The sequence below is a fragment of the Streptomyces lunalinharesii genome, from assembly GCF_039532155.1.
Lineage (GTDB): Bacteria > Actinomycetota > Actinomycetes > Streptomycetales > Streptomycetaceae > Streptomyces > Streptomyces lunalinharesii.
Genome location: NZ_BAAARK010000001.1, coordinates 631,046 through 646,203 on the forward strand (window position 1 = coordinate 631,046; position 15,158 = coordinate 646,203).

At 73.3% G+C, this 15,158-nt stretch carries 15 protein-coding genes; all 15 read right to left on the reverse strand.

The features are described 5' to 3' along the window. Positions 1-172: 172 nt before the first annotated feature. On the reverse strand, positions 173-1,027 hold the full coding sequence (ddaH, locus tag ABD385_RS02880; protein ID WP_344573245.1) for a dimethylargininase: 855 nt from the start codon (positions 1,025-1,027) through the stop codon (positions 173-175). A 121-nt stretch (positions 1,028-1,148) separates the two neighbouring features. Then, on the reverse strand, positions 1,149-2,432 hold the full coding sequence (locus tag ABD385_RS02885; RefSeq protein ID WP_344573246.1) for an MFS transporter: 1,284 nt from the start codon (positions 2,430-2,432) through the stop codon (positions 1,149-1,151). Beyond that, a complete protein-coding gene (locus ABD385_RS02890; RefSeq protein WP_344573247.1) occupies positions 2,429-3,694 on the reverse strand; it encodes an ATP-grasp domain-containing protein in 1,266 nt (421 codons plus the stop codon). The genes ABD385_RS02885 and ABD385_RS02890 overlap by 4 nt, the downstream gene beginning before the upstream one ends. A gap of 70 nt (positions 3,695-3,764) precedes the next feature. Continuing rightward, a complete protein-coding gene (locus ABD385_RS02895) occupies positions 3,765-4,547 on the reverse strand; it encodes a metallophosphoesterase (protein ID WP_344573248.1) in 783 nt (260 codons plus the stop codon). Then, entirely contained in the window at positions 4,537-5,796 is a 1,260-nt protein-coding gene (locus tag ABD385_RS02900) for an ATP-grasp domain-containing protein (RefSeq protein WP_344573249.1), read from the reverse strand. Before ABD385_RS02900 ends, ABD385_RS02895 begins: the two co-directional genes overlap by 11 nt. Continuing rightward, entirely contained in the window at positions 5,793-7,124 is a 1,332-nt protein-coding gene (locus ABD385_RS02905; protein WP_344573250.1) for a cation:proton antiporter, read from the reverse strand. The genes ABD385_RS02900 and ABD385_RS02905 overlap by 4 nt, the downstream gene beginning before the upstream one ends. Then, positions 7,111-7,641: a dCTP deaminase gene (locus ABD385_RS02910; protein WP_344573251.1), complete on the reverse strand. Its 531-nt coding sequence runs from the start codon at positions 7,639-7,641 to the stop codon at positions 7,111-7,113. Before ABD385_RS02910 ends, ABD385_RS02905 begins: the two co-directional genes overlap by 14 nt. Further along, positions 7,638-8,198: a hypothetical protein gene (locus ABD385_RS02915; protein ID WP_344573252.1), complete on the reverse strand. Its 561-nt coding sequence runs from the start codon at positions 8,196-8,198 to the stop codon at positions 7,638-7,640. Before ABD385_RS02915 ends, ABD385_RS02910 begins: the two co-directional genes overlap by 4 nt. After that, positions 8,195-9,277: a P-loop NTPase family protein gene (locus ABD385_RS02920; protein ID WP_344573253.1), complete on the reverse strand. Its 1,083-nt coding sequence runs from the start codon at positions 9,275-9,277 to the stop codon at positions 8,195-8,197. The genes ABD385_RS02915 and ABD385_RS02920 overlap by 4 nt, the downstream gene beginning before the upstream one ends. Before the next feature lie 7 nt (positions 9,278-9,284). Next, positions 9,285-9,731 carry a type II toxin-antitoxin system RatA family toxin gene (locus tag ABD385_RS02925; protein ID WP_344573254.1) on the reverse strand — a complete coding sequence of 149 codons (447 nt, stop codon included), beginning with the start codon at positions 9,729-9,731 and terminating at the stop codon, positions 9,285-9,287. 19 nt (positions 9,732-9,750) lie between these two features. Continuing rightward, positions 9,751-10,335: a DUF6031 family protein gene (locus tag ABD385_RS02930; protein WP_344573255.1), complete on the reverse strand. Its 585-nt coding sequence runs from the start codon at positions 10,333-10,335 to the stop codon at positions 9,751-9,753. Further along, positions 10,332-11,441, reverse strand: a complete 1,110-nt coding sequence (locus ABD385_RS02935; RefSeq protein WP_344573257.1) for a DUF6001 family protein — start codon at positions 11,439-11,441, stop codon at positions 10,332-10,334. Before ABD385_RS02935 ends, ABD385_RS02930 begins: the two co-directional genes overlap by 4 nt. Positions 11,442-11,493: 52 nt before the next feature. Then, a complete protein-coding gene (locus tag ABD385_RS02940) occupies positions 11,494-13,146 on the reverse strand; it encodes an alkaline phosphatase family protein (protein WP_344573258.1) in 1,653 nt (550 codons plus the stop codon). Continuing rightward, the gene (locus ABD385_RS02945; RefSeq protein ID WP_344573259.1) at positions 13,143-13,925 is read right to left on the reverse strand and encodes a TIGR01458 family HAD-type hydrolase; all 783 of its coding nucleotides are present in this window, start codon (positions 13,923-13,925) and stop codon (positions 13,143-13,145) included. Before ABD385_RS02945 ends, ABD385_RS02940 begins: the two co-directional genes overlap by 4 nt. After that, complete coding sequence (locus tag ABD385_RS02950) at positions 13,922-15,157, reverse strand: hypothetical protein (RefSeq protein ID WP_344573260.1); 1,236 nt, start codon at positions 15,155-15,157, stop codon at positions 13,922-13,924. The genes ABD385_RS02945 and ABD385_RS02950 overlap by 4 nt, the downstream gene beginning before the upstream one ends. Between the last annotated feature and the right edge of the window lies 1 nt (position 15,158).

The following is a 15,158-nucleotide window of genomic DNA, read 5'->3' on the forward strand; positions in this document are numbered from 1 at the left end:
AGGGCACGGCAGCCGACGGACGGTTCCGGTGCGCGTACCGGCCGCGCCGGTGCCGGCGCGTGGGGAGAATTTCGGTCACCGCCGAGGGCGCGTCGGCGTCGGCGTCCGCGGTGCGCGCCGGAGCCCCGTGCGGCTCCCGAGCGGGGTGCACGGGGCTGCGGCGCGCGGCCGGTCAGCGCGCCGGGCGGAGTTCCAGGGTGCAGCACTTCACGCTGCCGCCGGCCTTGAGCAGTTCGGTCAGCTCCACGCCGATCGGGAGGAACCCGCGGGCGCTCAGTTCCTGCTTGAGGTGGACCGCGGCGTCCGGCAGCAGGACGTGCCGGCCGTCCGAGAGGGCGTTGAGCCCGAAGACCGCGGCGTCCTCGGCGGTGGCGCGGATCGCGTCGGGGAACAGCTCCCGCAGCACCGCCTGGCTGCCCGGGGTGAACGCCTCGGGGTAGTACATGACCTCGTCGTCGGAGAGCACCGCGAGCGCGGTGTCCAGGTGGTAGAACTCGGGGTTCACCAGGGTCAGGCCGATGACCGGCAGGCCGAAGAACTCCTGGGCCTCGGCGTGCGCGCGCGGGTCCGTCCGGAATCCGGTGCCGGCCAGCACCTTCCGCCCCACGACCAGGTAGTCCCCCTCCCCCTCGTTGATGTGCTCGGGCCAGTAGACGTCGGTGTAGCCCTGGGCGACGAACCACGCGAGGTAGGCGGGGCCTTCGGCGGTCCGCTCGACGTGCCGGAACCGGGCCCCGAACACCCGGCCGTCGACGACGGTGGCGCCGTTCGCCGCGAAGACCATGTCGGGCAGTCCGGGGACCGGCTCGATCACCTCCACGGTATGCCCCAGCTTTCGGTAGAGCTCGGTGAGTTGGGTCCACTGGGCGAGGGCGAGGTCGGTGTCGACCGGCTTGCCCGGGTGCATCCACGGGTTGATGGAGTAGGTCACGTCGAAGTGGCGGGGCGGGCACATCAGGAACCGGCGGGGCGTGGCGGTCCGCGTGGGCGCTGCGGTGCCGGTCTCGGTGGCGGCGGTGGGTGACACGGCGTTCTCCCTTGTGGGGTGAGGTGGGGCCGGCGGCGGCAGGGTGCTCCGCGGGGCCGGCGCGGGGGTGGCGGAGGGCGCGTCGGTGGACGCGTTCCGCGGTGGGCGCGGGGGCGCGGCGTCAGCCGTCGTCCGCGGCCCGGGGGGTGGCGTCGCCCTTGAGGGAGGCCACGGCGCCCAGCCGGCCCACCCCGAACCAGGCCGGGAGGAGGGCCAGCACGGAGACCGCGCCGAGCAGGAGCCAGGCGCCGCGGCCCATGCCGGTCCACAGGGCGACGCCCACGACGGGTCCGATGGCGGTGCCGATGCCGAACATGGCGTGGGCCGCCCCGACGTACCGGCCTCCCGCCTGGGCGGGGGCGGCCACGGCCGGGTAGGCGAACATGGTGGGCCCCTCGATGATCTCCGCCAGCGTCCACAGCAGGGTGCCGGTGAAGAAAATGGCCAGGCCGCCGGGCAGCGCGTAGAGGGCCATCCCGGCGCCGAGCAGGACGAAGCCCACGGTGAGCACGGTGCGGATGCGCCAGCTCTGCACGACCTTGGTCATCAGCAGCTCGAAGCAGATGACCACCGCGCCGTTGGCGGCGACCATCGCCCCGTACCAGAACGTGCTGTAGCCCTGCGCGCGCAGGGCCAGCGGCAGGGTGCTCAAGTACTGGATGTAGACGGCCGAGTTGAGCAGCACCGCCACCAGGTAGGCGAGGTAGCGGCGGTCGCGCAGGACCGTGCGGTAGGTGGCCCTGGGCGGTGCGGGGGCCGCGGATCCGGTGGGCGGCGCCTGCGGTGCGGTGGCCACGGTGCGCGGCAGCGCCACCAGGACGACCGCCGCGTAGGCGAGGGCCGCGACGGCCTCCCCGTAGAACAGCAGGTCGTAGGAGACCGCCACCAGCAGCGTGCCGAGCAGCGGGGCGGCCGTGGTGCCGACGTTGAGGGCCAGACGGTACATCGCGGTGACCATCACCTGGCGGTTGCCGGGGGTGAGTTCGGCGATGTAGGCCGCGGCGGCCGGCCGGTACACCTGGCTGATCAGTCCGGCCAGTCCCACGGACACCAGCAGCAGCGGGTACAGCGTGACGTGCAGCACGGCGACCAGCAGCGCCGCGGTGCCGGCCATGCCCAGCACGATGGTCCGGCGGGCCCCGATGCGGTCGCTCAGGGTCCCGCCCAGGAGCACGCCGAGCACCGAGCCGACGCCGTAGACACCGAGCGCGGTGCCGCCCTGGACGGCGGTGAAGCCGCGGCCGGTCATGAACAGCACGAGGAAGACCTGGAGGAAGCCGCCCAGCTTGTTGACCAGGACGCCGAACAGCAGGGCCTTCACCGCGAACGGCGAGCCGGCGAAGGTGGCCAGCACTCCGGCGTCGGCCGTGCCGGGTGCCGGCTCGGCCTCGGTGACGTCGCTCATCGGTCCTCACCGGGGTGGCGTTCGACGATGCGCAGGGCCGCGGCCGCCACGTCGAGCGCCGCCTCGCACCGCTCGGCCGTCGGGGCGACCGCGGTGACGTAGGCGACCCGACCGGTCAGCAGCCCGCGCGGCGGCGGGGAGACCGTGTCGCCGGGGCCGACCAGCACCACGGCCCGGTCTATCTCGGGCGGCAGGGCGGCGGCGTCGAAGTCCACGCTGTCGATGACGGTGTCGTCGTGGTCGGCGTGCAGGAACCGCACGGCCGCCACCAGGTCCCGGTCCACGGTGATCTCCGGTTCCTCGCCGCACGCCACGGCGGCGGCGACCAGCCCCGGGTCGATGCCGGAGGCCAGGCTGCCCAGGTAGGGGATCAGGTCGCCGCCGAGCCGGGCGTTGACCTCGATGACCTTGGGTTCGGGGGTGAGCTTGAGTTCCGCGTGGGTCCAGCCGTCGGTGAAGCCGAGCGCGGTGTGGGTGTCCTGGAGGACCTGGAGGAAGCCCGGGTCGGCGAGGAGCGGGTCGCGGTGCGCGACCACGTGGCCGGTCTCCTCGAAGTAGGGCGGGTAGCCGGTGCGCTTGTGGCCGACGAAGAGCGGGCGGACCGTGCCGCCGACGACGACGGAGTCCACGCTCACCTCGGGCCCGTCGAGGTACTCCTCGACCAGGACCCCCTGGTCGTAGTCGGGCATGTGCGGCACCGTGGCGCGGTCCGCGAAGCCGAAGAACTCGGTCATCTGCTCCGGGGAGCGGACCAGGGACACCCCGTAACTGGCGGCGGCCGCCCGGGGCTTGACCACTACCGGATAGCCGATCCGCTCGGCCGCCGCCAGCGCCTCGGCGGCCGTCCCCACCAGCGCGAACGACGGCTGGGGCAGGTGGGCGGCGGCCAGTGCGGTGCGGCTCTGGTGCTTGTCGCGGCACCGCCAGACGGCGTCGGCGGGGGTGGTGGGCAGCCCCAACCCGGCCGCGATCGCGGCGGCCTGGTGGACCCGGGCCTCGTCCCAGCTCAGCACGCCGTGCACCGGCTCGCGCGCGACGACCGCGGCGACCGCCTCGGACACCACGGCCAGCTCGGTGGAGGGCACCAGCGTGCTGCCGGCCAGGTAGGGCAACTCCCAGCTGGGCTCGGAGGTGTTGACCAGGTGGATGCGGTAGCGCGTGCTGATGGCCGCCAGGAGGTATTCCCGGTACTTGTGCGGGCCGGTCGAGACGAGCACCAGCAGGGGGCGCTCCTCGGTGGCGCGCGGTCGGGGTTGCTGCATCGAGTCTCCAGGAGAGGGGTTGGTGCGGTGGTGCGGGACGGTGCCGGGCGGCCGTCGTCCACGCGCCGGGTCAAGCGGTGCGGACGGTCCGGTGGTGACTGGTCAGGCGCCCCTCGTGGAGCAGGTGGAAGGTGAGCGCCGGGTCGCCGTCCTCGGTCTTCCACGACTGGCCCGGCTCCTGTTCCCAGGGCAGCAGGGCCGTCGAGACCACGCCGGGGGCGCACAGCAGCGGCCGGCCCGCGAAGGTGGTGGCCGCCGCCGTGTGGGCGTGGCCGCACAGCACTGCGGTCACCTGCGGGTGGCGGTCCAGCACCGCGGCCAGCCCCGCGGCGTCGCGCAGGCCGATCCGGTCGATGTAGGGCAGGCCGAGGTCGACCGGCGGATGGTGCAGGGCGACCAGGGCCGGCAGCCGCGGTGCGGCGGCCAACGTCGCGTCGAGCCACCGCAGCGTCTCGGGCGCCAGTCGGCCCTCGGAGCGCCCGGGGATCGACGAGTCGCACAGGACGACGCGGGTGCCGGCGAGGTCCCGGACCTGGTTGACCGGTGCGTCGCCCGACTCGCCGGCGCCGAGCAGGACGCGGCGGAACGGCTCGCGGGCGTCGTGGTTGCCCGGGCAGACCAGCAGCGGGTGGCGGTCGGCCAGGGGTGCGAGCAGCTCCGCCGCCAGCCGGTACTCGTCGTCGGTGCCGTGGTCGGCGAGGTCGCCGGTGACCAGCACGCCGTCGAGGGTCCCGGGCAGGTCCAGCAGGTGCGCCACCACGGCCCGGGTCCGTGCGGTGGCGCGCGGTCCGCCGTCCAGGTGCAGGTCGCTGAGGTGTGCCAGCACCGTCGGTGCCGGGCGGTCAGACGACATCGTAGAAGCCCTCCCCGTCGAGGTAGCGGGCCGTCATGTAGTCGTGGGTGACGGTGCCTTCGACCTCGTGGACGAGGTGGACCAGCATCGGGTAGGTCATGTCGTTGACGGTGCGGGAGATCTCCTCGCCGGGCGCGACCTTCAGCAGTACGTCGTGGTAGCTCTCCAGGGCCTGGAGTTCGGCCAACCGCGGGTAGCCGGCGAGCTTTCCGCCGCTCGGCGCGATCATGTTCACGCAGACGGCGTGCCGCTTGACGTCGTAGCCCTGCTCCCAGCGGGCCAGGAAGTCCGCCGGGTCGACGTAGGCCGCCACCGTCCACTCCAACTGGCTCTCGTCGAGCGCGGCGCGGGTCAGCAACGGCAGCATCGCCCCGCAGACCCGGGCGCCCGTCTCGATGAGCCGGGGGCCCTGCGGGGTCAGTTTGAGTTCGGTGTGCGCGGGGCCGTTGCGCACCCCGAGGGCGTCCAGCACGGCGCCGGCGTAGGCGACGAGTTGCTCCTGCTCGGGGCCCTCGCGGAGCATCAGCTGGGAGCCGCCGAGGAGGTCGCGCACGCCGTTGACGCCGAGGTGCTGGGTCTTCCACAGGTCGCAGACGTAGTGCTTGCCGTCGAGGCTGACGGTGTTCACGTAGTACTCGGCGCCCACCAGGTACTCCTGGGCGAGGACCGCGTCGTTGCGCTGGCCGACGGCGCTCTGCATGCCCATGAGGCGGGCGAAGGCGGCGCGGACCTCGTCGACGTCGTCGCAGAAGGTCACCCCGTCGTTGAGGGCGCTGCGCACCGGCTTGAGGACGACCCGGCGGGGGCCGGGCCCGTACCAGTCGAGGAGGGCGTCGAGGTCGGTGGCGAGGAGCTGGTCGGCGACGGGCAGGCCGGCGGCCCGGACGGTCTGCTGCATCCGGAACTTGTCCCGCCGGGCGCTGCTCAGGCGGGTGCCGTTGGTGCGCAGTCCCAGTGCCTCGCTGAGGACGTCGGCGAGTTCGACGCCTATCTCGGCGCCGGCGAGCAGGGCGGTCGGCGCGTACGCCCGGACCGCGTGCAGCGTCGCCTCGACGTCACCGTCGTGCCGGACCGTCCCGACGAAGTCCTCCGGTCGGAAGGACGCGGTGAAGGCGGCCGGCGGGGACGCCATGCTCTGCACGTGCAGGCAGTCGTACCCCCGGGCGTGGAAGAGCGGGGCGAGGTGACTGGCGGTGGAGTAGGCGTCGACGAGGGCGACGACGGGGCGCGGGGTCGATGCGTGGCTCACGTCGGGACTCCTTGTTCCTGTGGCTGCCGTGCTGGTGGGAGCGGTGCCGGTGCGGTCGTCAACTGCCCTCGTGCGATGGCCCGTTCCAGCCACCAGCCGGCGAGGAGCGAGGTGATGACGGCGGTGAGCACGAGTGTGGTGAACATAGCGGAGTTGACGATCTGCGCGTCGAGGGCGACCGTGGCCAGCACGATGCCGGGGCCGCCCCGGGCGTTCAGGGCCACCGCGAGGTGCCGGGAGTCCGCCGCCGGCCGCTGCGCGAGACGGGCGCCGAGGTAGACGCTGACCGCCTTCACCGCGCAGGCCACCGCGATGAAGGCGAGCGTGAAGCCGGGGTTGAACGCGCGCACCAGGTCCAGCCGGAGCCCGACCACCGCGAAGTAGATCGGGATGAAGAACCCGGTGGCGAAGCCGCGCACGCTGTGCAGGGCTTCCGCGGCCGCCGGCGCCGTCCGCCCGCCGACGCTGGACATCAGCCCGACGACGAAGGCGCCGTACATGGGCGCCACGCCGAGGTAGCTGCACAGGGCGGCGGCGGCCAGGACGGCGGCGACGCGCACCGCCAGTCCGTTCACCGGGCCCGGGCCGCCGCCGGGTGCCAGCCGGCGGACGAGAAGTCCGATCAGGGCGACGACGCCGAGGAAGGCCACCGACGCGACGGAGTGGTAGGCCGCGGAGGCGCCGGTCGAGGTGATCCCCAGCTCGGGGGCGAGGCCGAAGGCGCGCGGCCCGGTGCTGCTCACCATGCCGACGGCGATGGAGATCACCACGTTGAGGGCGATGTCCTCCAGCGCGGCGACGGAGAGGATCACGCGGGCGAAGGGCGTGTTGATCAGGCCCAGGTCCATCATGATCCGCGAGATGACCGGGATGCTGGTGATCGCGATGCCGCAGGCGATGATGAGCGTCAGGGCCGTGGTGTTCCGCGCCGGGCCGAGCTGGCCCGACAGGTCGACGACCTTGGCCAGCAGCAGGCCGAACGCGAACGGCACCGCCATGCCGACCACCGCGATCAGTCCGACGGCGCGGCCGTCCCGGCGGGAGAAGACGGTCCGCATCTCCAGGCCGGCGAGGAACATCAGCAGCAGCATGCCGAGTTGGTAGACCAGCTCCAGGCAGGTGGCCACCGGGCCCTGGCGCGGAAAGAGCCACTGCTCCGCCTGCGGGGCGAGCTGGCCCAGCAGGGTGGGGCCGAGGAGCAGGCCGCCGAGGATCTCGCCGATCACCGGCGGCTGCCGGAACTTCGCGAAGAGCCGGCCCACCAGGTGCGCGGCGAGCAGCAGGAGCAGCAGGGCGGCCAGGGCCCGGCACAAGTCACCCTGTGACACGCGGGTCCTCCAGGCTCAACCGGGAGGCGACCGCCGACGACGACCCGGTGTACTTGCCGAGGTAGCCGACGGCGTCGCCCTGCATCGCCCAGAACGCCAACTTCCCGATGAGCATGCCCGGGTAGACGCGGACCGGGTGGGCGACCTTCATCTCCAGCGTCCACGGGAAGACCGCTCCGCTGTGCCCGAGCGGCGCGGAGAACTGGATCCAGATGCCGAGGGTGGAGGCCGACCGGCAGGCGTAGAGGGTGGCCGCGTAGTGCGGGCTGCCCATGGCCTCCATGGTGCCGCCGAGGTAGAACCGGCCCGGTTCCAGGACCATGCCGTCGGAACCCATCGTGACGTGCCGGGCCTTCGGCGGCGTGAAGCAGTCGATGACGTCGTCGTCGTACCAGAGGATGTCCTCGGCCAGCCGGAAGCCGTAGCTGTTGGGCTCCAGGCGCTCGGGGTCGAAATCGTCGATGTGGATGCGGCCGGCCCGCACCTCGGACAGGATCTCGGGTCCGCTGAGGATCACAGCCAGCCCTCCAGCACCTGGTGGACGGCGGTGCGGTACGCGTCGAGGTCCGCACCGTTGTCGAGGACGGCGTCCGGCTCGATGCGGTCGAGCTCCCGGGTCGAGGCGTCGGCCCGGGTCGGGTCGCCGCGTTCGGCCAGGCGCTTCTGCCGCAGGCCCTCGTCGCAGACGATGCGCAGCACGCGGAAGCCCTGTGCGCGCAGGGCCGGGGCGTCCACGTGCGGATCGCGCAGGTCGTCGTTGATGACCAGGTCGGCGTCGGTCGCGGCCAGGCGGCGGGTGAAGTCGTCGGCGAGGGAGGCGGGGCGGATCCGGCGCAGGGCGCCGGCCAGCGCCTCCATCAGGAGCTGGTCCTGGGCGCCGGCGGCGAGTTCGGCGCCGGCGGTGCGGTAGACCTCGGCCTGGAGGTCGTAGAGCGGTTGGGCGAGCTTGACGCGGGTGTGGGACAGGCCGCGCGCGCGGGCGAACTCCTCGATCATCGAGGCGCAGGTGGACTTGCCGGCCCCGCTCAGGCCGATCACACAGACCCGCAGGGTGCGGCCGGGCGTGGTGCTCATCGGGTCTCCTTCGACGGTGCCGGGTGGGCGGTGCGGTCGAGGACGGCGTCCGGGTCGACGTCGAGGGTGCCGTGCAGGCGCACCATGTCGATCGAGTCCAGGGCGGTGCGGAGGGCGGCGAGCGACTGGTAGAAGCGCGTGTAGTCGGGGACCAGGTGGGTCTGCCAGGTGAAGAAGGTGGTGTCCAGCTGGCGGTCGACGATCTTGTTGAGGTGGGCCCAGCGCTCGTTGTCGTCGGTGAGGTGACGGGTCGTCAGAGGCTGGCCGGGGGCGACCTCGGGCAGCAGCAGCGCCGCCAACCGCTTGGGCTCGGCGGAGAACTCCGAGCCCAACCAGGACTCGAAGACGTCCGGATCCATGAGGATCTTGTGCCCCGGCTCGTGGGCGTCCAGCTGCGGGTCGACCCGCTCGCGCACCAGCGCTTCCAGCCGGGCGTCGGCCCGGATGGTGCCGACCCCCACGTAGGGGTAGTCCCGCCACGGGTGGACGGTGATCCGGCCGTCCTCCACGGTGCAGAAGAGCTTGTCGCCGGTGAAGTACTGCCAGGTGGGCCGGCGCAGCACCGACAGCAGGGTGGTGGTCTTGCCCGCGCCCTTCGGCCCGGCGATGATCACCGCCTCGCCGTCCCGGTGCGCCCCGGAGGCGTGCAGCACGACCGTGCCGAGGTCCTCCTCGTTGCGGATGACCAGGTCCCGCACGAAGTCGAGGACCTGCACCACCGAGCCCTCGGTGAGGCGGAGTTGGAAGGTGTCGTCCTTGCGGGCGTCGACGGGGGCGTCGAGCAGCGTCGTGCGGTTGACGTAGAGCCGGCGGCCGCCGCGGTCCACGATGTGGGCGTCGAAGTTGAACTCCGCGGCGTTGCTGCGCCGGATGACGGAGAGCGGCCGCCGCCAGACCTCGGCGTCGACGTCGACGGACGGGTCGTAGGCGTGCACCGCGATGTGGAAGGTGGGCTGTTGCGCGGGGGCGTCGCCCATCAGGTGGCGGAAGAAGCGGTGGACGGGCGCGAAGACGTCCACCGCGTCGTCGGCGAGGTCGAACTGCACAGTGGTGTGCAGGAAGTTGAGGTACTGGATCACGTGGAGCTCACTCTCCGTCGGCGGTCGGGTGGGCGGCGACCGCCCGCAGCAGGGCGTCGGCGTGGGCCTGGAAGGACTGGGCCCAGATGGGTTCGAGCAGCGGCGCGAGGCCGTCGATGCCGAGTTCGAAGGCGAGGGCGAGGGAGATCCGCGCGCCGGTCGGCGTCTCCTCGACCCGCCACGCGCCGGTCAGCGCCTCCAGGTCGCCGGCGGTCTGGGTGAAGTGCAGTTGCAGGCCGGGACCGGCGGCCTCGTCCTGCACCCAGGTCACTTCGCTGCCGTTCAACAGCACGGTCCACTCCGACGAGCGGTGCCGCTCGTTCCTGGACGGCAGCTGCCGGACGGCGAGCACGTGGTCGGCGGCGAGGGCGAAGCTCCGGGCGTCCTTGACGATCGCCCACGCCTCGTCCGCGGACCGCCCGGCGAGCCGGGTCTCTGCATGGATCTCGGGCACGGTGGTCAGACCTCTCTGTTCAGGCGGCCTTCATGAAGGGAGCGAGGAATCCGATGTCGAGGCCGGCCGCCCGGGCCAGTCGGGTCCACACCCGCAGGGTCCGCAGCATGTCCCGCTGCCCCTCGGCGACCAGCCGGTCGGGCAGTTCGCCGGGGAAGGCCGCCAGCATCCGCTCCCACAGGGCGTGGATCTCCTCGACCCGGCAGGTGTCCCCGCCGAACTCCTCGGCGAGGCCGAACGCCTCGATCAGCTCGGGACCGGAGGCGTCGAGCACCTGACCCATCCCGTACTCCAGCGCCACCGCCAGGCAGTGCGCGTCGTCGACCGGGGCACGGCCGGCGAGCCGTTGGTCGATGTCGAGGAGCTGCTCCAACAGCCGGAGCTTGGCGGCCTGTTGCATCTGCGGCTGGTCGGTGCCGCCCTCCAGGTCCTCGATGTAGGCCCGGCCCTCGGCGAGCATCAGCCAGGCGGCCTGCACCCACGCCTCGACGGACTGCGGGGTCGGCATGGCGTGCCCGCCGCGCACCGTGGGGAACACCGGGAGCCGGTCGCCGATGCCGGGGCGTCGGGGCGCGTCCGGTGCCTGGTTCCGGTTGGGGGTCATACCGTGGTCTCCTCGCCGTGGTAGCCGATGTCGAGTCGCGCCGCGCCCGCCCGCAGGGCCCGCAGCAGGGTGGCGGCGTCGTGCGCGTCGAGCTTGCCGAGCGCGTCGAGCCCGAGCGCCTCGCCGGCGAGCGGGAGGGTGTCCGTCACGCCGGGCAGGACGACGCTGGCGCCGGGCGCGACCAGGAGCGCGGCGCCCGGGAGGTAGGGCTGGAGGGTGCCGGTGAGCTCCGGCCGGACGGTGACCGCGGCGGCCGTGCCGGTGGCGCGCAGGCACTCCTGGGCGAGCGCCACGTACTCCCCCGCCAACGGCCGCGCACCGGCCGTCGGTTCGAGTGCGGCGGCGACGTCCTTGCGCAGCCGCTCCAGTTCCGTGCCGACGGCGCGCACCGCGTCGTCGGGCCAGGCGTCCTCCGCCACGAAGCGGGCCCAGCGCAGCAGGTACCACTTGCGGGTGGTGTAGACGTCGCCGTGGTGCGAGAGCAGCGCGTCCATCAGGTGCAGCAGGGCGTTGTAGGCGTAGCCGACGCGCCCCCTGCTCTCCCCGGCGGCCTCGGCGAGCGCGGTGTGCACCACGTGTTCGAGGGCGGTGTGCAAGGAGGCCCGGGACCAGACGGTGCTGAGTGCGGGCAGTGCGGCCAGGTGCGGCGCGGTGCCGTCCAGGGCGATGCCGTTGACGATGCGTTCGGTCTGCTTGCGGCGCGGTTCGCGCTGCTTGTCCCAACTGCGGAAGCCGGCCACCGTCACCGCCGGCGACGCGGCGGCCAGTCGGTCCAACTCGCCGAGGTTGGAGGCGAGTTCGGCCTCGCTGAAGGAGACCACCTCCAGGTGGTGCCCGTCGACGAAGATCTTGGTGGAGATCCGCGGGCCGTGGATCGCGTCGGCCTGGATGCGGATGAAGTCCAGGTCGCTGGTGGCGTTCGCCAGGCCGTGCACGGGTGAGCTGGTGAGCAGCAACTGCCCTTCGCCGACCCGCTCGCGCATCAGCTCCGTGAGCCAGTGCGGGTCGAGTCCGCGGCCGGCGAGGAACTCCGCGACGTGGGCGTGGCGGCGGGCCGTCAGCTCCGTCGGGGACAGGGCGTGCGGGAATCCGGGGGGTGCACCCATCGGGTCCGTCCTTCTTCGGTCTGCTTCGGTGGGATCGTTGAGCGGGCGGCGACTACTCGGCCGAGGGCGGCGCCACGCCCAGCTGGCGCAGGACCAGGCGGGCCGGCGCGGTGTTGTCGATGACGTCCGGGGCGTCGGGTTCGCCGCCCGCCGGGACGCCGGGGCCGACGGCGGCGTGTACGGCGTGCAGCCGGCCGTCTCCGGTGTAGACCACGTGCGCCCCGGTCTTCGGCGTGCGCCGTACCGCCGGGCCCTCCCCCAGCAGCACCGAGGAGGGCTGGTAGTCGTCGGCGAGCGCGAGGAAGACCACGGGTGGGAACGCGGCCCCTTCGGGCAGGACGTTCCCGCGGTCGTCGAGGACGGCGCTGACCACCGGTTGGCCGGTGTCCGGGTCGGTGAGGGTGCCGAGGGCGGCCACCGCGCGGGCCACGGCCAAGCCGGCCCGGGCCGGGTCGGACTGGTCGGTGGCCCACAGGGAGCCGTTGTTGGCCGGGTGGTAGAGGACCGACGAGCGGCGGGTGTCCAGGGCGCCGTCGGCGTCGGTCACGGTCAGTCCGGCCCGCACCAGGTGGTCGTTGACGTGCACCAGGTGGGTGCTGCCCACCATGCCGTGGTCGGCGCCGAGCACCACCGTGTCGTCGTCCTCCGCCCGGTCCAGCACCCGGCCCAGGACCGCGTCGGCGTCCTGGTAGCAGCGGCGGAGGAAGGACCACACCTGGTCGGCGATGTCCGGGCGGTGGGCGGCGCTCTTCTCGTCGCACCAGCCCAGGAGTTCGTGGCCGACGTCGTCGGTCATCGGCAGGTAGACGACGACCAGGTCGGCGTCGTGGGCGCGCAGCACCTCGTCGGCGGCGGCGCCGAAGGACCGGGACACGCACCGCACCGACGACAGGAACACCTCCTCCGCGAAGCCGTCGCCCCCTTCGGCGAGCCGCGGCCCGAAGACGCCGGCCCGGTAGAGCGGACCGACCCCCTCGCCGGCGAACGGCGGGCCGGCCGCCAGGGCGCGGACCAGCGGGGCGTTCCGGCCGGCGGTGCGCACGTCCCAGACGCCGGTGTGCACCAGCAGCAGTTCCTGCGGGGTGCGGACGCAGCAGACCCAGGTGCCGTGGCCGGCGTCGTCCAGCAGCAGCGGCTGCCAGTCACCGCCGACGTCGAGCCGCAGGTCGGTGCGGGCGGTGCGGACCCGTACCCGCCCGTCCTGCGGCGCCGCCTCCACCTCGGCGCGGAACGGGCCGAGGTCCCAGGTCTGGGTGCCGGCGCCGGGCACGACCGGGCACACCGCGTGCCGGGTGAGGCGGCGGCTGTACGCCTCCACGGCGGCGTCGACGTAGTGCCCGGTCCCGCCGGTCTCGCGGAACACCCAGGGGGCGTGCACGAAGGCGCTGCTGCGGTCGTGCTCCGAGGCGGACTCCCACACCGGTGGCACGGCGGGGAACCGCGGGGCGAAGCCGCTGACGTGGCTGAGGAGCCCGTCGCCGGCGCCGGGCACCGTGAAGCCGCTGACGCCGTGCTCGCCCGGCCAGGCACCGGTGAAGAGCGTGGCCAGTGAGGGCGGCGTCTGGCAGTTGGGCCGGGCCGGGCGGGCCGCGGCGAAGGTGCCGCGGGCCCGCATCCGGGTGACGGCGGGCAGCGCGCCCTCGCGTTCGAGCCGGTCCACCACCCAGTGCGCGGCGGCGTCCCAGACCACCCAGTAGACCGTCACCGTTCCCCCAACGTGGCTATGAGGTCGGGCAGTTCGGCGATGGAGTCGCAGGTGTGGGTGGCCGAACCGGTCAGCCCCTCGGCGTGCTGGTCCGCGTACTTGCCGGTGCGGACCTGCACGGTGCGCAGTCCCGCGGCGTTCCCGCCGGCGACGTCGGTGCTCGCGTCGTCCCCCACCACCAGGCACTCCTGGGCGGACACGCCCAGCGAGCGGACCGCCAGCGCGAAGAAGTCGCCGGCCGGTTTGCCCAGCACCCGGGCGGTGGTCCCGGCCGCGTACTCGACGGCCGCGACGACCGCACCGGTGTCCAGGTGGTCGCCGTCGGCGCGCTTGAAGTACCGGCCGCGCTGGAGGGCCAGGAGTTCGGCGCCGTCCCGCACGGCCCTGAACGCGCCGTCCAGCGCGGGGTAGTCCAGCACGTCGCGGCAGTCGCCGACCAGCACGTGCGTGTACGGCGGTTCGGACACCAGGCCCGGCACCTCGTCGCGCAGGGCGCGCGAGACCAGGGCGTAGGTGCGGACCCCTGGAGCGGCCAGCAGGTGCTGCGCCGCCACCACGGGCGTGAAGAGTTCGTCCGGCCGGATGGGCAGGCCGTAGCCGGTGAGCCGGGCGTGGATCTGCGCCGTCGTCCGGGAGTCGGTGTTGGTCAGGAACCGCAGCGCCACCCCCTGCTCCCGCAGCGCGCCGATGGCGGCGGCCGCGCCCTCGATGACCTGCTCGTTGGCGTAGAGCGTGCCCTCCAGGTCCAGGAGCGCGGCGCGGACCGGCGTGCCCGTCATCGAACCACCGGCCGGGCCAGTTCGGGGCGGGCGGCGACGGCGTCCTTGAGGAAGGTGCGCTTGGAGTAGACGCCCCGCTCGTCACAGAGGCCGTGCTCGCGCAGGAAGGACTCCAGCCAGTCGGCGAGCTGCCCCATCTCCTCCTTGACCAGCGCCTCGTCGGGCTCCACGGCGGTGCGGCTGCGCAGGTACTCCAGCTCGCACTGGTTGAGGGTGACGTCCCGGGCGTCCACCAGGCTGCAGTGGTCGAAGAAGATCCCGTAGACGTGTCCGCTGCGCACCGACTCGAAGTTGATGTCGTAGCGCACCCGCCGGAAGGACGGCAGGCGGACGGCGTCGACCCGCAGTTCCTCGGTGAGGTGCCGTTCGAAGCCGCCGTCGTCGGCCAGGTCGAGGCCGTAGGTGTGGGATTCGCGGCGTTGGAAGGCGTCCTCGGCGTACCACTTGCGCTTCATCAGGTGCTTGCCGTCGGTGGTGGGGATGAAGGAGGCGTAGCCGCGCTCCGCCTCGCCCGGTCCGGTGACCTCGAAGAGGTGGTTGAGGTAGTCCCACGCCTGGAACTCGTCGCGGTACTCCATGACGTAGCCGGGCAGTGCGCCGTCCAGCACCCGGTGGTGCAGCGCCACGGTCAGCGTCCAGGTGTCGACCGGCGGTTGGAGGGTGTACTTGTACTCCAGCTCCTGGCCGCTGAAGCACTTGCGGTAGTAGCGCTGGTGGTTGTTGAGGAACAGGAACTGCTCGGCGTGGCGGTCGACGGCGGCCGGCAGCCAGCCGAGGCCCGGCACGTCGGCGGCGGCGAGCGGCTCGTCGGTGAGGCGGATGAAGCAGGCGTCCTCGGCCAGGAAGCGGACCTGGCTGTGGACGTGGGCGCGGCCGTCGCGTGCGGTCACGTAGAACAGCGGGACGAGGGGGCCGCCGGTGTGCTCGCCGGCGCCGAGCGCGGCCACCGCGTCGGTGAGCGGTGCGCCGGGCAGCATGCGCGGGAAGAGGTCCGCGCCGTGCGCCGCGACGGCCGGCCCGGCGGTGCCCGCCCCGGTGCGGGCGTGCAGGGTGACGGTGCCGAGGTCGGCCCAGGTGACGATGACGGTGTTGGCCGGGAACGGCTCCTCGACCGGGGCGGTCAGCGACACCAGGACCAGGGGGTCGGTGTCGGCGAGCGGGGCGGTGCCGTTCAGCAGGTGCAGGCCCCCGAGGACGAGCCAGGCGGCGGCGTCGGAGTGGTGGGTGGTCATG